General features: G+C 66.7%; 19 protein-coding genes and 1 tRNA gene. 9 read left to right on the forward strand and 11 right to left on the reverse strand.

Going from position 1 to position 22097, the window contains the following annotated elements:
* Nucleotides 1-46: 46 nt before the first annotated feature.
* Nucleotides 47-2146, reverse strand: a complete 2100-nt coding sequence (locus CLG96_RS10585) for a S9 family peptidase (protein WP_423828196.1) — start codon at nt 2144-2146, stop codon at nt 47-49.
* A 129-nt stretch (nt 2147-2275) separates the two neighbouring features.
* Here CLG96_RS10585 and CLG96_RS10590 point away from each other — a divergent pair, with 129 nt between their 5' ends.
* From CLG96_RS10590 to CLG96_RS10610, 5 genes are all read left to right on the forward strand, one after another.
* Nucleotides 2276-4078, forward strand: coding sequence for an aminopeptidase P family protein (locus CLG96_RS10590; RefSeq protein ID WP_107967850.1), 1803 nt, complete (start codon nt 2276-2278; stop codon nt 4076-4078).
* A 2-nt stretch (nt 4079-4080) separates the two neighbouring features.
* Nucleotides 4081-4698, forward strand: a complete 618-nt coding sequence (locus tag CLG96_RS10595) for a glutathione peroxidase (protein ID WP_107968094.1) — start codon at nt 4081-4083, stop codon at nt 4696-4698.
* Nucleotides 4699-4917: 219 nt separating this feature from the next.
* Nucleotides 4918-4992: transfer RNA gene (locus CLG96_RS10600), tRNA-Thr, on the forward strand.
* Nucleotides 4993-5146: 154 nt separating this feature from the next.
* A complete protein-coding gene (locus CLG96_RS10605; protein ID WP_107967851.1) occupies nt 5147-5716 on the forward strand; it encodes an SOS response-associated peptidase in 570 nt (189 codons plus the stop codon).
* A gap of 61 nt (nt 5717-5777) precedes the next feature.
* On the forward strand, nt 5778-6779 hold the full coding sequence (locus tag CLG96_RS10610) for a threonine aldolase family protein (protein WP_107968096.1): 1002 nt from the start codon (nt 5778-5780) through the stop codon (nt 6777-6779).
* A gap of 10 nt (nt 6780-6789) precedes the next feature.
* On the opposite strand, the gene CLG96_RS10615 is transcribed toward CLG96_RS10610, so the two are convergent.
* Nucleotides 6790-7590: a Rossmann-fold NAD(P)-binding domain-containing protein gene (locus CLG96_RS10615; RefSeq protein ID WP_107967852.1), complete on the reverse strand. Its 801-nt coding sequence runs from the start codon at nt 7588-7590 to the stop codon at nt 6790-6792.
* 42 nt (nt 7591-7632) lie between these two features.
* Here CLG96_RS10615 and pepN point away from each other — a divergent pair, with 42 nt between their 5' ends.
* Entirely contained in the window at nt 7633-10230 is a 2598-nt protein-coding gene (pepN, locus tag CLG96_RS10620) for an aminopeptidase N (RefSeq protein ID WP_107967853.1), read from the forward strand.
* Between the two features lie 100 nt (nt 10231-10330).
* Here pepN and CLG96_RS10625 read toward each other — a convergent pair whose 3' ends face one another.
* From CLG96_RS10625 to CLG96_RS10640, 4 genes are read right to left on the reverse strand one after another with little or no spacing between them, the layout of a single operon-like run.
* Nucleotides 10331-10930, reverse strand: a complete 600-nt coding sequence (locus CLG96_RS10625) for an ABC-type transport auxiliary lipoprotein family protein (RefSeq protein WP_243395731.1) — start codon at nt 10928-10930, stop codon at nt 10331-10333.
* Nucleotides 10927-11874 carry an MlaD family protein gene (locus CLG96_RS10630; RefSeq protein WP_107967855.1) on the reverse strand — a complete coding sequence of 316 codons (948 nt, stop codon included), beginning with the start codon at nt 11872-11874 and terminating at the stop codon, nt 10927-10929. The genes CLG96_RS10625 and CLG96_RS10630 overlap by 4 nt, the downstream gene beginning before the upstream one ends.
* Nucleotides 11875-11881: 7 nt before the next feature.
* Nucleotides 11882-12712, reverse strand: coding sequence for an ABC transporter ATP-binding protein (locus tag CLG96_RS10635; protein ID WP_165799620.1), 831 nt, complete (start codon nt 12710-12712; stop codon nt 11882-11884).
* Entirely contained in the window at nt 12709-13815 is a 1107-nt protein-coding gene (locus tag CLG96_RS10640; protein WP_107967857.1) for an ABC transporter permease, read from the reverse strand. Before CLG96_RS10640 ends, CLG96_RS10635 begins: the two co-directional genes overlap by 4 nt.
* A gap of 104 nt (nt 13816-13919) precedes the next feature.
* On the opposite strand from CLG96_RS10640, the gene CLG96_RS10645 reads away from it, so the two are divergent.
* Nucleotides 13920-14594, forward strand: coding sequence for an HAD family hydrolase (locus CLG96_RS10645; protein ID WP_107967858.1), 675 nt, complete (start codon nt 13920-13922; stop codon nt 14592-14594).
* 43 nt (nt 14595-14637) lie between these two features.
* Here the strand turns inward: CLG96_RS10645 and CLG96_RS10650 are convergent, their stop codons facing one another.
* The 4 genes from CLG96_RS10650 to CLG96_RS10665 form a co-directional block, all read right to left on the reverse strand.
* Nucleotides 14638-15957, reverse strand: coding sequence for a cystathionine gamma-synthase family protein (locus CLG96_RS10650; protein ID WP_107967859.1), 1320 nt, complete (start codon nt 15955-15957; stop codon nt 14638-14640).
* Between the two features lie 96 nt (nt 15958-16053).
* Nucleotides 16054-16326, reverse strand: coding sequence for a DUF3297 family protein (locus tag CLG96_RS10655; RefSeq protein ID WP_107967860.1), 273 nt, complete (start codon nt 16324-16326; stop codon nt 16054-16056).
* Between the two features lie 21 nt (nt 16327-16347).
* Nucleotides 16348-16902: a TIGR00645 family protein gene (locus CLG96_RS10660; protein WP_107967861.1), complete on the reverse strand. Its 555-nt coding sequence runs from the start codon at nt 16900-16902 to the stop codon at nt 16348-16350.
* Nucleotides 16903-16951: 49 nt separating this feature from the next.
* The gene (locus CLG96_RS10665) at nt 16952-18277 is read right to left on the reverse strand and encodes a dihydroorotase (protein WP_107967862.1); all 1326 of its coding nucleotides are present in this window, start codon (nt 18275-18277) and stop codon (nt 16952-16954) included.
* 40 nt (nt 18278-18317) lie between these two features.
* Here CLG96_RS10665 and ygfZ point away from each other — a divergent pair, with 40 nt between their 5' ends.
* Nucleotides 18318-19067: a CAF17-like 4Fe-4S cluster assembly/insertion protein YgfZ gene (ygfZ, locus tag CLG96_RS10670; RefSeq protein ID WP_107967863.1), complete on the forward strand. Its 750-nt coding sequence runs from the start codon at nt 18318-18320 to the stop codon at nt 19065-19067.
* Nucleotides 19068-19138: 71 nt separating this feature from the next.
* On the opposite strand, the gene CLG96_RS10675 is transcribed toward ygfZ, so the two are convergent.
* Nucleotides 19139-20449, reverse strand: coding sequence for a M20/M25/M40 family metallo-hydrolase (locus tag CLG96_RS10675; RefSeq protein WP_107967864.1), 1311 nt, complete (start codon nt 20447-20449; stop codon nt 19139-19141).
* A 288-nt stretch (nt 20450-20737) separates the two neighbouring features.
* Here CLG96_RS10675 and CLG96_RS10680 point away from each other — a divergent pair, with 288 nt between their 5' ends.
* A complete protein-coding gene (locus CLG96_RS10680) occupies nt 20738-22063 on the forward strand; it encodes a DEAD/DEAH box helicase (RefSeq protein WP_243395732.1) in 1326 nt (441 codons plus the stop codon).
* Nucleotides 22064-22097 lie beyond the last annotated feature (34 nt).

A 22097-nucleotide genomic window follows, 5' to 3' on the forward strand; every position in this document is an offset into this window, starting at 1 on the left:
CTATCGGGGCGCGGAAGGCGAATCCCCCCGCGCGCCGGGAAGGTCGTTATGCCATGCCGAGCTGCCACAGGATGAAGGCCTGTTCCTCGGCGGTCTCGCGCAGATGCTCGAACCGGCCGGACTTGCCGCCATGGCCCGCGCCCATATTGGTCTTGAGCAGCAGGATGTTGCGGTCGGTCTTGGTCGCGCGGAGTTTCGCAGCCCATTTTGCGGGCTCCCAATAGGTCACGCGCGGATCGTTGAGCCCGGCCGTGATCAGCAGCGGCGGATAGGCCTTGGCCGCCACATTATCATAGGGGCTGTAGCTTCGGATCAGCTCGAACGCCGCCTTGTCGCTGATCGGATTGCCCCATTCGGGCCATTCGCCCGGGGTCAGCGGCAGGCTTTCGTCCTGCATCGTGTTGAGCACGTCCACAAAGGGCACATGTGCCACGATCGCGCCCCACAGCTCGGGCGCCTGGTTCATGATCGCGCCCATCAGTTCGCCGCCCGCCGATCCGCCCGATGCGGTGATCCGGCCCGGCCTGGTATAGCCCGCCGCGATCAGCCCCTTCGCCACGTCGACGAAATCGTCGAACGTGTTGGCGCGCTTCTCCAGCTTGCCATCCAGATACCATTGATAGCCCAGATCGTCGCCGCCCCTGATATGGGCGATGGCATAAGCGAAGCCGCGATCGACGAGCGACAGCCGGCTCGTCGAGAAGGAAGGCGACATGGCGATGCCATAGGCGCCATAGCCATAAAGGTGGAGCGGGCCCGATCCGTCCTTCGGGAAATCCTTGGCATAGACGATCGAGACAGGGATCTGCGTCCCGTCCCGCGCGCTGATCGTCAGCCGCTCGGTGGCGTAGCGCGACGGATCATAGCCGCTCGGTATCTCCTGCACCTTCAGGGTCGTCAGCGTGCCCGTCGCCAGATCATAATCATAGACGGTCGGTGGCGTCACCATCGACTGATAGGCGAGGCGCAGCTTCGCGACGGCATATTCGGGATTGTTGCCGAGGCTCGCGGCATAGCTCGCCTCGGGGAAGGCGATGCGCGTCGCGATGCCCTCGCCATAGGGCCTGAGCTCCACCTGATCGAGCCCCGCATCGCGCCCCTGCACGACATAGAAGTCGTGGAAGGTGGTGAGCCCGCGAATGTAGAAGCGGTCGGACGGCGCGACCAGCTCGGTCCAGGCGTCGGGCCGCTCGAGCGGTGCCGCCGCGATGCGGAAGTTCACATGCGTGTCGTTGGTGCGGATGAGGAGCATGCCCTCATGCTCCTCCACCTCATATTGCCGCCCGGCCTTGCGCGGCGAGACGAGGATCGGATCGGCGGTAGGGTCGGATGCGGGGATCAGCCGCACCTCGCTCGTCACATGGTCGCCCGTCGCCAGCATGATGAAGCGGCGCGAATGGGTGAGCCCCACATCGATGCGGAATCCCTCGTCCAGCTCATGATAGAGTATGGGGTCCTCCGTCGGATCGCTGCCCACGACATGCAGCTTGGCCGTGTCGATCCGCCAGTTGGCGTTCACCAGCCCATAAGCGAAGCTCTTCGAATCCGCGCTCCAGGCGATGCCGCCCAGCGTGCCGGGGATGGCATCCGGCAGCAGCTCGCCCGTCATCAGGTCGCGGACATGGATGGTGAAGCGTTCGGAGCCATTATCGTCGGTCGAATAAGCGAGCAGCCGACCGTCGGGGCTCACTTCCGCCGTGCCCAGCCGGAAATATTCCTTGCCCTCGGCCAGCGTCGGCTCGTCGATGATGATCTGTTCCGCGCCGCCCGTGACGGGTCTGCGATACCAGCGGCGATATTGGTCGCCCGGCTTGAAAGCCCACCAGTAGACCCAGGCGCCATCCTTCTGCGGCACGCTGGCGTCGTCCTGCTTCAGCCGGCCCTTCAATTCCTCGAACAGCGTGTCGACCAGCGCCTCGCGCGGCTTCATCGCCGCTTCGAAATAGGCGTTTTCGGCGTTGAGATAGTCGAGCACCTCCTTGTCCTCGACCTTGGGATAGCCCGGATCCTTCAGCCAGAACCAGGGATCCTCCACGGTGATGCCGTGGCGCGTATAGCTGTGCGGCTTGCGCGCGGCGACGGGCGGAGGCGGCAGGGTTTCGGCCGGCTGGGACGGTGCGGGCTGGGAAATGGCTGGCTCGGACAAGGCGACCTCGGACGGCAAGAGACAGGAAAGCGCGAAGGGGCGTGGGGGTAGGGAGGAACAAAGCTCCTGCTGGCGTGGCGCAGCGCCCGCGCCTATCTTCGCCGTTCAGAGATAGAAGGACGGGACACGATGTCCACCTATGAAGACCGTTTGAAGGCGCTTCGCGAGGAACTGGCGCGCCGCCGGCTCGACGGATTCGTCGTGCCGCTCACCGACGAGCATATGAGCGAATATGTCGGCGCCTATGCCCAGCGCCTCGCCTGGCTCACCGGTTTTCAGGGCTCGGCCGGATCGGCGGTGGTGCTGCCGGCCGAAGCCGCCATCTTCGTCGACGGCCGCTATACGCTGCAGGTGCGCGAGCAGGTCGATGGCGCGCATTGGAGCTATCAGTCGGTGCCGCAGACGAGCATTGCCCAATGGCTCCGGGAACATGCCGGCGCGGATGCGCGGATCGGCTATGATCCCTGGCTGCATACGCGCGGCTGGGTCGCCGCCGCGCGCGCCGCGCTCGCCGCCAAGGGGGCCGAGCTGGTGGCGGTGGAGACCAATCCGGTGGACGCCATCTGGCCGGATCAGCCCCGCCCGTCCGACGCGCGGCTGCTCGTCCAGCCGGATGCGCTCGCCGGCAAGCCTTCCTCCATCAAGCGGCAGGAGATAGCCGACTGGCTCGATGCGCATGGCGCGGATGTCGCCGTCCTTTCCGCGCTCGATTCGATCGCCTGGGCGCTCAATATCCGGGGCGCGGACGTCGATCGCACGCCCGTCGCGCTCGCTTATGCGCTGGTCCATGCCGATGCCACGGCGGACCTGTTCGTCGCACCCGACAAGCTGGACGACGAGGTGCGCCAGCATCTCGGCAATGCGGTGCGCATCCATGATCGCGCGGCCTTCCAGCCGGCGCTTGGCCAGCTATCGGGCAAGTGCGTCGTTGCCGATCCGGAACGGGCGGTTGCCGCGATCTTCGAGGCGCTGGATGCTGCCGGTGCCACCATCTTCGAGGCACGCGATCCCGCCGTGCTGTCCAAGGCGGTGAAGAACGAGACCGAAATCGCCGGCCATCGCGCCGCCCAGGCACGCGATGGTGCCGCGCTCACCCGCTTCCTCCACTGGCTTTCGATCGAGGCGCCGAAGGGTGGCCTCACCGAGCTTTCCGCCGCCGCGAAGCTGCTCGCGTTCCGCGAGGAGAATGGCCTGCTGCGCGATCTGTCCTTCGACACCATCTCGGCGGCCGGGCCCAATGCGGCCATTCCCCATTATCGGGTGAGCGCGCAGAGCGACCGGCGGATCGAGATCGATTCCATCTATCTGGTCGATTCGGGCGGCCAATATCAGGACGGCACGACCGACGTGACGCGTACCATCATCGTCGGCACGCCGACGGCGGAGATGAAGGATCGCTTCACCCGCGTGCTCAAGGGCCATATCGCGCTCGCCCGCGCGCTTTTCCCGGAAGGGACGCGCGGCAGCCAGCTCGATACGCTCGCGCGCCAATATCTCTGGGCCGCCGGGCTCGATTATGCCCATGGCACCGGCCATGGCGTCGGCGCCTTCCTGTCGGTGCATGAAGGGCCGCAGCGCATCGCGCCGGTCGGCAGCGGCTATGCCGGCGGGGACGAGCCGTTGCGCGCCGGCATGATCCTCTCCAACGAGCCCGGCTATTACAAGTCGGGCGACTATGGCATCCGCATCGAGAATCTCGTGCTGGTCGAACCGCGCGACGTGGCCGGCGCCGAGAAGCGGGTGTTCGGCTTCGAGACATTGACCTTCGCGCCGATCGATCGGAATCTGATCGACGTCACGCTGCTCGACTCGGGCGAGCGGGCCTGGGTCGACGCCTATCATGCGAAGGTGGCCGATCTGATCGGCCCGCTCGTGCCGCTGGATGTGCGCGATTGGCTGGAGGGGGCCTGCCGGCCGCTTGAGGGAGCATGAAAATGGGGAAGAAGGGGTTATTGATCGCAGCGGCCGCGCTTGCCGTGGCAGGCGCCGGTGCGGTGGCCTATGCCAAGTTCGATGTGCCGCCGACCCCGCCCATGGCGGCGGCCGAGGCCGCGAAGCTCAATGCCTTCGATTTCCGGCTGGTCGCGATCGACGGCGCGCCGCTGCCGATGAACAAATTCCGCGGCAAGGTGGTGCTGCTCGTCAACACCGCCAGCAAATGCGGCTTCACGCCTCAATATGAGGCGCTGCAGAAGGTCCATAGCGACTATGCGCCCAAGGGCTTCACCGTGCTCGGCGTGCCGTCCGGTGATTTCGCCGGGCAGGAACTGGCGACCAACAAGGAAATTGCCGGCTTCTGCAAGGCAACCTTCGGCATCCGCTTCCCCATGGCGGAGAAATCGGACGTGGTTGGGCCGAATGCGCTGCCAATCTATCGCTGGGCAGCGGCGAAGCTGGGACCGGACAACACGCCCAAATGGAATTTCCACAAATATCTGATCGGCCGTGACGGCCGGCTGATCGCGGCCTTCGGCACCAAGACGACGCCGGACGATCCCGCGGTCAAGGCTGCGATCGAGGCGGCGCTGAAGGCTCCGGCGCGGCGGGCTTAGCCGCCGCCTCGCGCGCCTGAGCCTTGCGACGCTTCAGATTTTCGCGGAGCGCCTCGGCCAGGCGGCGGGCGCGTTCCTCGGCTTGGTCGGTCATGGGGAGCGCGTAAAACGATCGGCCAGGAGCGCGCAAGCCGCCTTGACGTGCCGCGGCACTTTCTCCATAGCGCCGCACCACCGCTCGAAAAGAGCGGGGTCCGCTTCGCGGATCATGCTGGCGATGCTGCCGTAGCTCAGTGGTAGAGCGCATCCTTGGTAAGGCTGAGGTCGTGAGTTCAATCCTCACCGGCAGCACCAGCATCTGCAAATCCGGCCAGGCGCAAGCGAAAGCGCCATCTCGTCGATAGGGCGCTTTCCCCTTCAGCACTCGCCAAATGGGCGAATCGGGAAAGCGGGCGCCACCCCAACCGAGGATAAGGATCGCCCGCGCCGAGCCGCTAGGCTGCGGGCCATGTGCAACCGTTATCGCGTGACGACCGATCGGGTGGAGCTTGCCGACGCCTTCGACGTCACGGTCGTTCCCGAATATGATCGCCTGCCCGATCCGGAGTTGTTCCCCAAGCGGCTCGCCTATGTCGTCCGGCGCGAGGGCGGCGAGCGGCTGCTCGACATCATGTCCTGGGGCTTCCCGCCGCCGTCCGGCAACCGGCCCGTCACCAATGTCCGCAATCTCGCCAGCCCCTTCTGGCGGACGGCGCTTTCCCGGCCGGATCGGCGCTGCCTCGTGCCGGTCGGCGAATTTTGCGAATGGGAGGGGGAGAAGGGCCATAAGGTCGCGCGCTGGTTCCGCCTGGTCGATCGCCCGATCTTCGCCTTTGCCGGGCTCTGGCGGCCGTTCGAAGGCGGCGGGGCCTATGCCTTTCTGACCTGCGAGCCCAATCCGCTGGTCGGGGCGGTCCACCCCAAGGCCATGCCGGTCATCCTTCATGAAGAGGATCATGAGCGTTGGATGACGGCCGACATGGCCGATGTGCTGCCGCTCGCGGCACCCTATCCGTCGCAGTTGATGGTCATGGAATGAGTGTGGGAAGGGGCGCGGGCGATGATTGACGCATGGCCGGCTGCCGCCCAAGAACGGCGCCATGCGCTTCTTCTCCGACAATGCCGCCCCCGTCCATCCGCGCGTGATCGACGCGATCCTCGCCGCCAATGGCGTCGATGCCGCTTATGATGGCGATGCGCTGAGCGCGGCGCTCGATTCGGCCTTTTCCGATCTGTTCGGGCGCGATGTGGCGGCCTTGTGGGTCGCGACCGGAACGGCGGCCAACGCGCTCGCGCTCGCCGCGCTCTGCCCGCCTTATGGCGGCGTCATCACGCATCGCGATGCGCATATCCAGAATGACGAATGCGGCGCGCCCGAATTCTTCACCCATGGCGCCAAGCTGCTGCTCGCCGAGGGGGAGGGGGCGAAGCTCAGCCCCGAGGGCGTCCGCGCGGTTGCCGATGCTATTGCCGACGATGTCCATCGGGTGCAGCCGCACGCGCTGTCGATCACCAACGCCACCGAATATGGGCTGGTCTATGCGCCCGACGAGGTGGCGGCACTTGGCGACTTCGCCAAGGCACGGGGCTTGGGCTTCCATATGGACGGCGCGCGTTTCGCCAATGCCGTCGCGCATCTCGGCTGCGACCCGGCGGAACTGACATGGCGCGCGGGCGTGGACGTGCTGAGTTTCGGCTTCGTCAAAAATGGCGGCATGTCCGCCGAGGCGCTGATCTTCTTCGATCCCGAGCTGGCGCGCGCGGCGCGCTATCGCCGCAAGCGCGCCGGCCATCTTCTTTCCAAGGGCCGCTATCTCGCAGCCCAGCTATTGGCGATGCTGGAGGAGGATCTGTGGATCGCCAATGGCCGCGCAGCCAATGCGGCCGCGTCGCGGCTCGCGGCGGCGGCGGGCGCGCGGCTGATCCATCCCGTCCAGGCAAACGAGATCTTCCTGCGCGTGACGCCGGAGGCGGCGGCGGCGCTGCGTGGCAAGGGCTTCGATTTCTACGATTGGGGGCCGGGCGAGGCGCGGCTGGTGACGAGCTGGCACCAGAGCGAAGCGGATGTGGCCCTGCTGGCGGACGCGATCGCCGCACTGTGAACGCGCCGGCTCAGCCGATCAGCGCACGCAGCCCGGCGCGATAATCGGGATAGAGCGGCCGCCAGCCGAGCAGCCGCTTCGCCTTGCCGTTCGCCACCCGTCGGTTCTCCGCATAGAAGGCGCGCGCCGCGGGCGACAGCCCTGCCTTGTCGAGCGGGAGGAGTGGCGGCCAGGGTTTGCCGAGAAGGTCGCAGCCATATTCGATCACGCGATTCTGATGCGCCGGCAGATCGTCCGCCAGATTGTAGATGCCCGCCGGTCCGCGCGCGATGCTCGCCAGCACGCCACCTGCAATGTCGTCGACATGGATGCGGCTGAATATTTGGCCGGGCAGGTCGATGCGGTGCGCCCGGCCCTGTGCCACCCGCTCCAGCGCCGATCGGCCGGGGCCATAAATGCCCGGCAGGCGGAAGATGCGCGCTTGCGGGTGGAGCGCCGCCCAGGCGCGATCGGCCGCGGCACGCGCCCCGCGCCGTCCGCCCCCGGTCGGGCTCGCCTCGTCCACCCAGGCGCCTGCCACATCGCCATAGACGCCGGTGGAGGAAAGATAGCCGATCCAGCGTGCCGGCGCCGCCGCCAGCGCCGGGCCATAAGCGGCGAGCACCGGATCGCTCTCCCCCTCGGGCGGCACGGAGGACAATATATGCGTCGCCGATGCGATCGCGGCATGGACGGCGTTGCGGTCGTCGAAAGCGATAGCTCCCCCTTCCGCGCTCCGCCGCGTCGCGCTCACCCACCAGCCCTCTGCCTCGAGCCGGGATGCGATGCGACCGGCCGCATAACCGAGGCCGAGGATGAGCATATGGGGCATCCATCCATTGTAACGGCATCGCCGCGCACGTAGATACTGCAAATGCCCGATATCTCGTCCACCGTCGCTCCGCCGCCCGTTATCCATCGGGAGGATTATCGGCCGCCCGAATGGCTGGTGCCCGATATCGCGCTCGATTTCGCGCTCGATCCGGCGGCGACGCGGGTACGTGCCCGGCTGGAGGTGCAGCGCAACGGCGAGCATGCGCATCCGCTGCGGCTCGACGGCGACGGGCTGGTGCCGCTCTCGGTGCTGGTCGATGGTGCGCCGCTCGCCGATTCCTGGCGGCTCGACGGCGGCGCGCTGCTGATCGACCTGCCGGGCGATACGCATATCGTCGAAACCGAGGTGGAGATCGCGCCCGAGGCGAACAGCCAGCTCATGGGCCTTTATGCTTCGGGCGGGCTGCTCTGTACCCAATGCGAGGCGGAAGGATTCCGTCGTATCACCTTCTTCCCCGACCGGCCGGACGTGCTCAGCCGCTATACGGTGCGGATGGAGGCGGATCGCACGCGCTATCCGATCCTGCTCGCCAATGGCGATCCGGTGGGCGCGGGCGAGCTTGGCGATGGCCGCCACTGGGCCGAATGGCGCGATCCCTTCCTCAAGCCCTGCTATCTCTTCGCGCTGGTGGCGGGCGATCTCGTCGCCAATCGGGCCAATTTCACCACCCGCTCGGGCCGCGAGGTGGATCTGGCGATCTGGGTGCGCGAGGCCGATCTTCCCAAGACGGATCATGCCATGGCCGCGCTCAAGGCGTCGATGGCGTGGGACGAACATGTCTATGGCCGCGAATATGATCTGGCCATGTTCAACATCGTCGCCGTTTCCGATTTCAATTTCGGTGCGATGGAGAATAAGGGCCTCAACATCTTCAATTCGCGCTACATCCTCGCCGATCCCGAAACGGCGACGGATGCCGATTTCGATGCGGTCGCCGGCGTCGTCGCGCATGAATATTTCCACAATTGGTCGGGCAACCGCGTCACCTGCCGGGATTGGTTCCAGTTATCGCTGAAGGAGGGGTTCACCGTCTTTCGTGATCAGTGCTTCTCCGCCGATCAGGGATCGGCCGCGGTCAAGCGGATCGAGGATGTGCGCTGCCTGCGCGCCGCCCAGTTTCCGGAGGATGCCGGTCCGCTCGCCCATCCGATCCGGCCCGAAAGCTATATCGAGATTTCGAACTTCTACACCGCCACCGTCTACAATAAGGGCGCGGAGGTGATCCGCATGCTCCGCACCATGCTGGGTGCGGAGCGGTTCCGTCAGGGCAGCGACCTTTATTTCGAGCGGCATGACGGCACCGCTGCCACCTGCGAGGATTTCGTCCGCGCGATGGAGGATGCGAGCGGCGAGGATCTCACCGATTTCCGTCGCTGGTATTCGCAGGCGGGCACGCCGCGGGTGAAGGCGTCGCTCTCCCACGACGCGCCCGGCGGGCGCGCCCGGCTGGAGCTGGAGCAGACCGTGCCCGCGACGCCGGGGCAACCGGAGAAGCTGGCGATGCCGATCCCGCTGCGCATCGCGCTGTTCGGCGAGCGTTCGGGCGAGATATTCGGCGGCGAGCAACTCGTCCTGCTCGACGACGAGAAGCATGAGATATTGTTCGAGGGCATAAGCGAGCGGCCCATCCTGTCGATCAATCGCGGCTTTTCGGCGCCGGTGATCGTGGAGACCAACCGCACGGCCGACGATCTCGCCTTCCTGTCGGCGCATGACGACGATCCCTTCGCCCGTTATGAGGCGATGCAGCAGCTCATGCTCGATACGCTGGTGGCGCGCATCGCGCATGGCTCGGCCGATCATGCGCCGGTGATCCAGGCGGTGCGCGATACGCTCGCCGATCCCGCGCTCGATGCCGCCTTCGTGGCGGAAGCGGTGCTGCTGCCGTCCGAAAGCTTCATCGGGGATCAGATGCCGCTGGTCGATCCCGATGCGATCCATCGCGCGCGCGAGGCGCTTCGGACGGATCTCGGCCGCAGCCTGCTCACCGACTGGCGGGAAGCCTATGCCGCGAACGCCGCCAATCGCTACGAATATTCGCCGACCGCGAAGGGCGCGCGCCGCCTGCGTACCGTGTCGCTCGGCTATATCGCGGCGAGCGGCGCTGCGGACGCACCGGCACTCGCCTTCGATCAGTTCGGGCAGGCGGACAATATGACGGATCGGCAGGGCGCGCTCGGCGTGCTTGCCAACAGCATGTCGCCCGAGCGGGAGAAGGCGCTCGCCGCCTTCTACGAACGTTATCGCGGCGATGCGCTGGTGCTCGACAAATGGTTCACCACCCAGGCGCTCTCCACCCGCGACGATACGGTGGAGCAGGTCGAGCGGCTGGCGGCGCATCCCGATTTCACCATCGCCAATCCGAACCGGCTGCGCTCGCTGGTCGGCGCCTTCGCGGCCAATCAGCGCGCGTTCCACGACCTGGCCGGGCGCGGCTATCGCTTCCTGGCGGACATGGTGCTGCGCGTCGATCGTCTCAATCCGCAAACGGCGGCGAAGCTCGTGCCTCCGCTCGGCCGCTGGCGCCGCTTCGACGCCACCCGCGCCGCCCGGATGCGCGCCGAGCTGGAACGGGTGCTGGCCGCGCCCGATCTGTCGCGCGACGTCTTCGAGCAGGTGTCGAAGAGCCTGGCGTAGGGCGAAGAAACCTGTCCGATAAAGCGCGTCCTCCCGACGCGCTCAATGCAGGTTTCGACAGCTCAGCCCGAGCGCGGCGATTCAATCCAGGCGGGCTGTCCTATCGCCCCAGCCAGTCCGAAACTTCAGCCGCCACCTGATTGGCCGCCTGGTTGAGCGCCGTCGCGACCGTTTCCGGATCATGGTCGGCCACCGGCACGCGCGCCTCGAAACGGCGCGTCTCGCTGGAGCCGCTGCGCAGGAGCATCGCGTCATAGGTCACGATCACATTGGACGATGGCGCGTCGAGGCCGAAATTGAGCAGCCGTCCCGTCAGCCGCGTATCGGGCGCGAAGGAGGCGAGGCGCAGATCCGGCACGATCCGGCCCGTCCGCGCGGCGATCGTCTCGGCAAGCAGCGCACGGAACAGGCGGGAGGGCTGTTCCACCCAGAGCGCGTCCTTGAGATAGGCCACCGAATTGTTTCCGGTCCGCACGGGCACGCGCTGCGTCATGAGCGCCTGCGGTACGGTCGGCACCAGTACGGCCACCACGCTGCCATTCTGTACGCTATGGCTCGTGCCCACCGCGACCGGCGAGGCCGCGTTCAACGTCAGCAGCGTCCTGGGCGGCTTCTCGCCGAGGCTGATGCAGGCCGCGAGCGGCAGGCCCAGGAGAATGGGGAGGAGGGAGAGGAGCGGACGGCGCTGGTGCATGGTCATTTCTTCGGCTCGTAATCCGGAAGTTTGCTGCCGCCGAGCACGGCGCCCGCGCCGCCGCGATCGAAGCGGCCGGCGACGGCGGTCAGCGCCTCGGACATTTCGCTCAGGTCGCGGACGAGCTGGCCCAGTTCCGGCGCGGTGCGGGCGGAAAATGCCTGCAATCCGGGGCGCGCGTCGTTGATCGCGGCGTCCAGCGTCTCCATGCTGCGCTGCGCGGATATCACCGTCCGGTTGAGATTGGTCAGCACCGGCCGCACATCGGCATCGAGCACGCCATTGGTTGTCGCCGCGAGCTTGCCGATCTGTTCGGCGGCGATGCCCGCCTGCCGCACGGCGATGCGCGTCTCGGCGAGCGTCGCGGCGATTTCCGGCCCGCGATCCGCGAGCGATCCGCTCAGCCGGTCAAGATTGGTGAGGATGCCGGTGATCGAACGCTGGTTCTGGGGCGAAACCGTGTCGGCCAGCCGCTCGGTCAGGGTGGAAAGCCGTTCGAGCAGTTCCGGCGCGCTGTTGAGCAGTTCGCCCAATGCGCCCGGCTTGGTCGGGATCGTCGGCACGCCATGTTCGCCCGGCTGGGTGATCGGCGGCGCACCGCGCACCGCGCCTTCCAGATTGATCTGCGACACGCCCGTGAAACCCACGCCCGCGATCGTCGCGGTGGTGCCCTGCAGGATCGGCGTATCCTTCTTCACGCTGATGCGCACGCGCACGAATTCCGGCTTTTCGGGCATCAGCGCAATCTCGTCGACCTTGCCCACCGGCACGCCGGCGAAGGTCACGCTCGATCCCTTGGACAATCCCTCGACCGATGTCTTGAAGAAGATGTCATATTGCTTGTCGTCGGTGCCGTGGAAGCCCGCGAGCCAGACGATGAAGGCCAGCGCGATCACCAGGAGCGCCAGCACCACCCCGCCCACCAGGACATGGTTGGATCGGTTTTCCATCAGTCCCCTATGCCCCCAATTCCGTCATGGGCCGATCCGCGTCGCGCCCGTTGCCCGAATGGCGCTTCGTCGCGTCGGCGGCAACCCGCCCGCGCGGCCCGTTGAAATATTCCTGGATCCACGGATGGTCCAACGCCAGCAATTCCGGGATCGTTCCGACCGCGATCACCCGCTTGTCGGCCAGCACGGCGACGCGGTCGCAAATGGCGTAGAGCGTGTCCAGATCATGCGTGATGAGGAACACGGTGAGCCCCAGCGTCTTCTTCAGACTTTCGGTCAGCTCGTCGAAATTGGCGGCCCCGATCGGGTCGAGACCAGCCGTTGGTTCGTCGAGGAACAGCAGTTCAGGATCAAGTGCGAGCGCGCGGGCGAGGCCGGCGCGCTTGCGCATGCCGCCCGAAAGCTCGGATGGATATTTGGGCCCGGCTTCCGCCGGCAGCCCGCTCATCGCCACCTTATAGGCCGCGATCTCGTCGAGCAGCCGATCGTCGAGATCGCCATAAAATTCGCGCAGCGGCACCTGCACATTTTCGGCGACCGTCAGCGTCGAGAAGAGCGCGCCGCCCTGGAACAGCACGCCCCAGCGCCGGCGCATATCCTGCGCTTCCTCCTCGCTGCGGCCCGCGATCGGCTCGCCGAACACCTCTATCGTGCCCGCGACCGGCTGCTGGAGGCCGACGATCGATCGCATCAGCACCGACTTGCCCGTGCCCGATCCACCTACCACGCCCAATATCTCGCCGCGCCTGACATCGAGGTCGAGCCCGTCATGGACGATCTGGTCGCCGAAGCTGTTCTTCAGGCCACGGATGCGGATGATGGCGCCTTTCTCGCTCATATCCATCCGATCGAGCTGAAGAAGACCGCGAAGACCGCGTCGAGCACGATCACGAGGAAGATCGCCTGCACCACCGCCGCCGTCGTGCGCAGGCCCACCTCCTCGGCATTGCCCTTCACCTGCATGCCCTGAAAGCAGCCGGACATGGCGATGATCACGCCGAATACGGGCGCTTTGATCAGCCCCACCCACAGGTCCGTCATCGGCACCACCTCGCGGATGCGCTGGACGAAGGTGACGGGCGGGATGTCGAGCGAGAGCCAGCAGAATATGCCGCCGCCGATCATCGCCACGATCGAGGCATAGAAGCCGAGCAGCGGCATCAGCACCGTCCCCGCGATCACGCGCGGCAGCACCAGCGCTTCCATCGGCGAGACGCCGATGGTGCGCATCGCATCCACCTCCTCGGCCAGCCGCATCGATCCGATCTGTGCCGCGAAGGCCGATCCCGATCGGCCCGCTACCATGATCGCGGTCATCAGCACGCCCAGCTCGCGCAGCGTGATCCGCCCGATCAGGTTGATCGCGAACACCTCCGCGCCGAACTGGCGGAGCTGCACCGCGCCCTGCTGGGCGATGACGATGCCGATCAGGAAGCTCATCAGCCCGATGATCGCCAGCGCCTCGACGCCCACCACCTCGAACTGCCGCACGATCGCGTTGAAGCGGAATCGCCGCGGCTCGCGGATCAGCCGCCATCCGGTGATGACGGTCAGGCCGAAGAAACCGATCAGGCCGATCAGCGTGCGCCCCGCCTGGAGGGTCGCCGCGCCGATTTCGTCCATCACGCGCAGGAAGGGCGGACGCGTATCCGGCCTGATCTTGAGCGGCTTGTCCGCCGCGGAAACCTGTTCGAGCAGATGCGCCTGGTCCGGATCCGCGCCCGTCACCTCCGCCTCATGCTGGGCGAGCCGGTGGACCAGCCAGGCGCCGATCGTGTCCATCCGCTCGACCCCGCTCAGGTCGATCCGGTCGGGCAGGGGATCGAGCGCGTCGAGCCGCGCCGGCAGGTCGCCGATCCGGGCGAGCGTCAGCGCGCCGGTGAAGCGCAGCGTGCGCCGATCCTGCCCGTCGTCGAGGATGAAGTCGGCCCGTTCGCTCATGCGGGCGGACAGTGGCCCAGAAAAATCGGTGCGGCAAGCATCCCTGCGCGGAGCCGTTCGAAAGCATTTCGGAATCGGCGCCGCGCGCTTTAGGGACGGGGCCCATGACGGACCTCGCCATCTACGACATGGACCGCACGATCACGCGGACCGGAACCTATACGCCCTTCCTGCTCCATGCCGCGCGCCGGCTCGCGCCCTGGCGGCTGCTGCTGGCACCCGCCGCCTTCGGCGCGATGGTCGCCTATGCGGCGAAGCTGATCGATCGCAAGCGGCTGAAGGAGATCAACCATTCGCTGCTGCTCGGCGATCATCTCCCCGCCGCCGCGCTCCGGCCCGTCACCGCCGCCTTCGCCGAGCTGATCTGGAAGACGAACATCCATCCCGGCGCGCTGACGCAGATCGAAGAGGATCGCGCCGCCGGCCGCCGGCTGGTGCTCGCCACCGCCTCCTACCGCCTCTATGTCGAGGCGATCGCCGCGAAGCTCGGCTTCGACGATGTCATCGCCACGAACAGCCTCTACGGGCTCGACGATCGCATCCGGGCGAAGGTCGATGGCGAAAATTGCTACGGCCCCGCCAAGCTGCGCATGATCGAGGCCTGGCTCGCAGCACAGGGGATAGAGCGCGGCGCCGCGCGCATCCGCTTCTATTCCGATCATGTCTCGGACGCACCCGTGCTCGAATGGGCGGACGAGCCCTTCGCGGTCAATGCCAGCGCCCGGCTTCGCCGCCTCGCCGGCGAACGTGGCTGGCCGCTGGTCAACTGGGGCCTCTGAGCAAAAGCCCTCTCCCCACCGGGGAGAGGGTTGGGAGAGGGGCCTATCGCAATGCCTGATCGAAATCCGCGATCAGGTCGTCGGCATTTTCCACGCCGATCGAGATGCGCACCAGATTGTCGCCGATATCGAGCGCCTTCTTGCGTTCGTCGGGCACGGAAAGATGCGTCATCCCCGCCGGATGGCTGGCGAGCGTCTCGGTGCCGCCTAGGCTCACCGCCAGCTTGGCGATGCGCAGCCGGTCGAGGAAATCGAACGCCTCCGCCTCGCCGCCCTTGAGGTAGAGCGAGAAGGTCGATCCCGCGCCCGTGCAGTGGCGGCGATAAATATCCGCCTGCCGGCTGCCTTCCTCCAGGAAGCCGAGATAGCCGATCCGTTCCACCTTGGGATGATCGCGCAGAAAGGCGCAGACCTTCGCCGCATTCTCGCCCGCTCGCGTCATGCGCAGCTCCAGCGTCTCGAGGCTGCGGAGCAGCATCCAGGCCGAATGCGGATCGGTGATCGTGCCGATCGTGTTGCGCATCGCGCGCACCGGATCGATCACCGCTTTCGACCCGACCGCGCCGCCCGCCACCAGATCGCTATGCCCGCCCGCATATTTGGTGAGCGAATAGAGCACCATGTCCGCGCCATGCTTCAATGGCTGCTGCCAGAGCGGCCCCAGGAAGGTGTTGTCGATCACGATCGGCGGCTTTTCGGTCTCCTCGGCGAACAGCGCGTCGCGCGCCGCCGTCACCGCCTCGATATCGACCAGCGCATTGGTGGGATTGGCCGGGCTTTCGAGATAGACCATTGCCACCCGCCCCGCCTTGCGCGCACGTTCCAGCACCTCGTCTATCTGTGCGCGCGTCGCGCCCGCCGGGAAATCGAGCCAGTTGATCCCGAAGCGGCCGAGTATCTTGCCGATCAGCGTCTCGGTCGCGGCATAAAGCGGCGCGGAATGGACGATCGTGTCGCCCGGCCTGACGAGCGCCAGCATCACGGTCGCGATCGCCGCCATGCCGGAGGAGAAGCTGAGCGCGTCCTCCGCATCCTCCCATATGCCGAGCCGATCCTCCAATATTTCCTGATTGGGGCCGTTGAAGCGCGAATAGATCAGCCCTTCCGCGCCGCCCGGCCGTTTGCCGGTGACGCCTTCGAAATGGCGCTTGCCGGCTGCAGCACTTTCGAAGACGAAGGTGGAGGTGAGGAAGATGGGCGGCTTCAGCGATCCTTCGGACAGCATCGGATCATAGCCATGGCCCATCATCAGCGTGGCGGGGCTCAAGCGCCGCCCGCTTATTTCCAGCGGCTGCTGGCGGGGCCGCCGGCGTGGGCTGGCCCCGGTCAGTTCGGCTTCGGTCTCGGGCGTTTCGGATTCCATGATAGCGTTCGTCCTGTCCTCTTCGCCCTTTCGGGCGGGTAGGACAGCCTAACGCATCGGGAGACGATCCGCCTCCGATATGATCGCTCGAAAAGCTCAGTCGGCGGATTCGGCGCCCGCGTCGTCGGGCGTCGGACCGCGGAAATAGGGCTCGACGGGACCGGAAAGCTTCATCGTCATCGGATTGCCATGGCGATCGCGCGAATTGCCGACGGCCATCCGCACCCAGCTCTCGCTCACGCAATATTCCTCGATATTGGTCTTCTCGACGCCCTTGAAGCGGATGCCGACGCCGCGGCGCAGCGCTTCCGCGTCGAAATAGGGGCTCTTGGGATCGATCGAGAGGCGGTCGGGAGGCGTGTCGGTCATCGTTATAGCTTTCCAGAGGGATTAATGCCGCTGCTGCGACAGGCGGTCGACATAGGCGATGCCGATCGCCGAAATGATGAAGACGAGATGGATCGCCGTCTGCCACATCACGCCGGTGGTGACGACGCGCGCCGTGGCGGTGCCGATATTGCCCGCCTCGATGAAGGTGCGCAGCAGATGGATCGACGAAATGCCGATGATCGCCATTGCGAGCTTCACCTTGAGCACGCCCGCATTGACGTGGCTCAGCCATTCCGGCTGATCGGGATGGTTCTCCAGCCGCAGCCGCGAGACGAATGTCTCATAGCCGCCGACGATCACCATCACGAGCAGGTTGGAGATCATCACCACGTCGATCAGGCCGAGCACCACCAGCATGATCTGCTGCTCGCCAAAGTCGCGCGCATGCAGCACCAGGTGCCATAATTCCTTGAGGAACAGGAACATATAGACGCCCTGGGCGACGATCAGGCCCAGATAGAGCGGCAGCTGCAGCCAGCGCGATCCGAAGATCAGGAGGGGGAGCGGACCGGGACGCTCCGATCGCGTCGCGGGCGGCGTGGAAGGGAAATCCATGGCGCCGCCCTATATTGGCCGTTCCCCGGCCCGTCCACCCGGATCGGCCCTATCCCCACAGCAGCGGGTCGAACCGCAGCGGCTGGCCTTCCGCCTGGTTGGCGAGCGTGGCTTCCCACATCACGCGCCGGCCGCGGATGATCGTGCCGACGGGCTTTCCGGTCAGCGCCATGCCCGTGAAGGGGGACCAGCCGCATTTGGATGCGAGCCAGCTTTCCTCCACCGTCCATTGCGCCTTCAGGTCGACGATCGAGAAATCCGCATCATAGCCCGCCGCGATCCGCCCCTTGGCGGTCAGGCCGAACACGCGCTGCGGCCCGGCCGAGGTAAGCTCCACCAGCCGCTGGAGCGTCAGCCGCCCCTTGGCGACATGATCGAGCATCAGCGGCAGCAGCGTCTGCACGCCCGGCATGCCGCTCGGCGAGGCGGGATAGGGTTTCGCTTTCTCCTCCTTCAGATGCGGCGCATGGTCCGATCCCAGCACGTCGGGCACGCCCTGGTTCAGCCAGTGCCATAAGCCCTCGCGATGCGCGGCGGAGCGGATCGGCGGGTTCATCTGCGCATAGCTGCCGAGCCGGGGATAGGCCTCCTCGCCCGCCAGGGTCAGATGCTGCGGCGTCACCTCGCAGGTGGCGATGTCCTTATGTTCGGCGATCAGCTCCAGCTCGGCCGGCGTCGTCACGTGCAATATATGGATGCGGCGCTTGGCCTCGCGCGCAAGCCTCAGGATGCGGCGTGTGGCGAGCAGCGCGCTCTCATCGTCGCGCCACACCGGATGCGATGCGGGATCGCCCTCGATCCGTTCATTGAGCCGCGCCTGCATCCGCGCCTCATCCTCGGCATGGATGGCGACGCGGCGGTGGCCGGACGCCAGCACGCGCGCCAGCTCCGTATCCTCGGAGACGAGCAGGTCGCCCGTCGATGCGCCCATGAAGATCTTGACGCCCGCCGTGCCGGGCAGCCGCTCCAGCTCCGCCAGCCGCTCGGCATTGGCGGAGGTCGCGCCGACATAGAAGGCATGATCGCACCACATCCGCCCCTTGGCGCGGGCGAGCTTGTCGCGCACGGCCTCCTCGCTGTCGGTATTGGGCTTGGTGTTGGGCATTTCGAACACGGCCGTCACGCCGCCCAGCACGGCGGCGCGGCTGCCGCTTTCCAGATCCTCCTTGGCCTCCAGCCCCGGCTCGCGGAAATGCACCTGGCTGTCGATCACGCCCGGAAGGATGGTCAGCCCTGCGCAGTCGATCGTCTCGCCCGCATCGCCCGATGCGCCAATGGCAGCGATCCTGCCGTCGCGCACGCCGATATCGGCCTCCACCGGGCCGCCCGGTGTCCAGACGGTGCCATTCTTCAGGATCAGATCGTAGTTCGCCATCGCGCTTTCCTTTCTCGATGCCGCTCCCTACCTGTTCGGCATGAGCGGAACCACCCTGATCGATCGTGCCCTGCTGCGTGTTTCGGGCGAGGATGTGCGCGGCTTCCTGCAAGGCCTCGTCACGCAGGACCTGTCCACCGTCCGCGAAGGCGCGCCCAAATGGGCGGGGTTGCTGACGGCGCAGGGCAAGGCGCTGTTCGATTTCCTCCTCTGGGCGGATGGCGACGATATATTGATCGATTGCGAGGCGGATCAGGCCGATGCGCTCGCGCGGCGCCTGACCATGTACCGGCTGCGCCGCCCGATCACGATCGCGCGCGAGGAGAAGCTGGCCGTCCATTGGGCGCCATCGGGCGGGGAAGGGGCGGAGGATCCGCGCCTTGCCGCGCTCGGCCGCCGCTGGCTGGCGGCCCCCGGCGCGCCGGCCGAGGGCTGGCGCGTGCACCGGCTGTCGCTGGGCGTTCCCGAAGGCGTGGCCGAGCTGGGGTCGGACAAGACGCTGTGGCTCGAATGCAATGCGCGCGAGCTGGGCGGCGTCAGCTTCACCAAGGGCTGCTATGTCGGCCAGGAAAATACCGCGCGGATGAACTATCGCAGCAAGGTCAATCGCCGCCTCGTCGTGCGGCGGGTCGAGGCCGATCCGGGCGATGCCGCGCGCATCTATTATCCCGATCTCGGCCTCGCGGTGGAGCATCGCCGGATCGAGGCGCTGAAGGCCGAGGAAGGCGTGCTTCTGCCCGACTGGCTCGAAGCCGCGATCCGTCCGCAGGGCGCAGCGGAAGAGGCGTAACCCTTTCCCCCGCGCGGCTTTCACCCGACCGCGCTCGCCCTGAGCGCGACGATGTGAAGGGGGCGCCTGCCTCAGCGTCCCCGCGTCTCCCGGCTCAGCCGCGTCATCAATATCGCCGCGCGCTTGGCCTGCACGGTCAGGCTCTTGAGGTCCGCCGTCTCGCCCGGCGCATGCGAACCTTCGCCCGCCATGCCTAGGCCCACCAGCCCGTCGACGTCGCGCGCGACGAAGCCGATGTCGCCCGCGCCGCGCTTGAGCGGATCGAGTGCCGCCATCTCCGGCAGGCCCAGATCGCGATTGACGCCGTTGAGCTGCCCCAGCAGCGCGCGGCTGCCTTCGGTCGGCGCCATCGGCGGATAGCCGTCGCCCGCGAAGGTCAGCTCCGCGCCCGTGCCCGGCAGATGGCGCGCGACGATCGCCAGCATCTTGGCGCGCACCCGCTCGGTCTGCTCGTCGGAAAGCGTGCGCAGGTCGCCGCGCGCCTCGGCGAGGCCGGGGATCACATTGGTCTTGCCGCTCGCGGTCGCGGTGACGCCTTTCGCATCGGTGCCCGCAGTCGTGCCGCCCGCCAGCAGGCCGACATTGAAGGTCAGATTGGGCTCGGGCAGTTCGGTGCGGAAGGCGGCGAGGATGCGCGCCATCTCGTAGATTGCGCCGTCGCCCGCATTCTTGCTGAATATGCCGCTCGAATGGCCCGGTTTGCCGGTGGTCCTGAGCATCCAGGAGGAAGCGGAGCGCCGCGCGATCGATCCCATGTCGCGGCCATTTTCGCGCGCCAGCGTCTCGAAATCGAGCGCGGCATCGGCCCATTTGCCCGCCGCGATCAGGTCTGCGCGCACCTTGTCGAGCGGCGATCCCGGCCGTTCCTCGTCGCCGGTCAGCATCACGACGATATCGGCCTTCTTGAGCGTGCCTGCCGCCTGCATCGCGCGCAGCGCGGAGACGATCACGACCAGCCCGCCCTTCATGTCGTTGACGCCGGGCCCGGTGACGATGTCGCCATTGCGGGTGAAGCTCTGGAAGGGTGACTCCGGCTCGAACACCGTATCGAGATGGCCGATCACCAGCATCCGCTTGCCCTTGCCGTCGCCCTTGTGCGTGGCGACGATATGCCCCGCGCGGCCGGCCTCTTTCATCGGCAGCCATTGCACGTCGAAGCCGAGCGGCGCCAATTCGGCGCGCATCATTTCTCCAACTTTTTCAACGCCTTCCAGATTCAGCGTGCCGCTATTGGTGGTAACGAGCTTCTCAAGCAGCCCGATCGACCTGCCGGTCTCGGCATCCACCGTCGCCGCCATCTTCGCTTCCGCCCCGCTCAGCGCCGCCTGCGCCGGAAGTGCTGCCGATGCCATCAGGGCCGCCGCAAGGATCGTCCGGATCATATGTCCCCCCATCATTCCGCCGGCAGGCTAGCGGGCCGAATGGGCTCGGCCAAGCCATCTTGCCATTTCGGCCGCGATGCAGCATAGGGAGACAGTGTCGATGCCTGGTCCGCCGGGCATTGGTGAGGAGCAGCGTGATCTCCCGGCCCTTCCAAAATGCCGGTCGTGCTCCCCCCTCGCGACGCCCAAGCCCCAGGCTTCCCTTTTCACGCGGGTCGTCAGATGAACCCGCTGCGCCGCCCCCTTTTCGGGTTGGGGGCGCATGCGCCTGATCGAAAGCATAATCACTTGACCAAATTCTCGCAGCTCGGCCTTCTCGAACCGATCCAGAAGGCGCTTGCCGCCAAGGGCTATGATCAGCCCACGCCGATCCAGATCCAGTCGATCCCGCCGCTGCTCGACGGCCGCGATCTGTGCGGCATCGCGCAGACGGGCACGGGCAAGACGGCGGCCTTCGCGCTGCCCTCGCTCCATCGCCTTGCGGATAATCTCAAGCATCGTCCGCCGCAGGGCTGCCGCATGCTCGTGCTCTCGCCGACGCGCGAGCTCGCCAGCCAGATCGCTGAGAGCTTCGTCGCTTATGGCAAGTTCCTGCGCTTGTCGGTCGCGACCGTGTTCGGCGGCGTGCCGATCAACCGGCAGGTCCGCCAGCTCCAGGCGGGTGTCGACATCCTCGTCGCCACCCCCGGCCGCCTGCTCGACCTGATCGACCAGCGCGCGCTCAGCCTGAAATATGTCGAGATCTTCGTGCTCGACGAGGCGGACCAGATGCTCGACCTCGGCTTCATCCATGCGCTGAAGCGGATCGACCAGCTCCTGCCCAAGAAGCGCCAGAGCCTGTTCTTCTCGGCCACGATGCCCAAGGCGATCGCGGATCTGGGCGATCGCTTCCTGACCGATCCGGTCAAGGTTTCGGTGGCACCCCAGTCCACTACGGCCGAGCGGGTCGAGCAGTTCGCGACCTTCGTCAACCAGACGGAGAAGCAGGCGCTGCTCACCCTGCGCATCCGATCCGAGCCGATCGATCGCGCGCTCGTCTTCACCCGCACCAAGCATGGCGCGGATCGCGTGGTGAAGCATCTCAAGGCTGCCGGCATCGGCGCCGAGGCGATCCATGGCAATAAGAGCCAGCCGCAGCGTGAGCGCGCGCTGGGCCTGTTCCGCAAGGGCGAGATCAAGATTCTCGTCGCCACCGATATCGCCGCGCGTGGCATCGATGTGGGCGGGGTCAGCCATGTGTTCAATTTCGAGCTGCCCAACGTCGCCGAACAATATGTCCACCGCATCGGCCGCACCGCGCGCGCGGGTGCCACGGGCATCGCCATCGCCTTCGTGGCGGACGACGAGCGGGCCTATCTCCGCCAGATCGAGAAGCTCACCCGGGTGAAGCTGGCAATCCAGCCGCTGCCGGAGAATTTCCTCGCGGAAAAAGCGAAGCTGCCAAAGCCCGCTGTCCAGGCCCCCGAGGCGCCGCGCGGCGATCGTGGTCCGCGCCGGCACGATGGCGAGCGTGGTGCCGCTCGCCCGGATGGCGCCCCCAAGCGCCGCTTCAGCCGCCCCAAGGGCGCGCCCGGCGCGCACAAGAATGCGGTGAAGAAGTTCGGTAGCCGCTAATGCCCTTATCCTTCGTCATGCCGGCTTGCGCCGG

Source organism: Sphingomonas oleivorans (assembly GCF_003050615.1).
GTDB classification, from domain to species: Bacteria; Pseudomonadota; Alphaproteobacteria; order Sphingomonadales; family Sphingomonadaceae; genus Sphingomonas_H; species Sphingomonas_H oleivorans.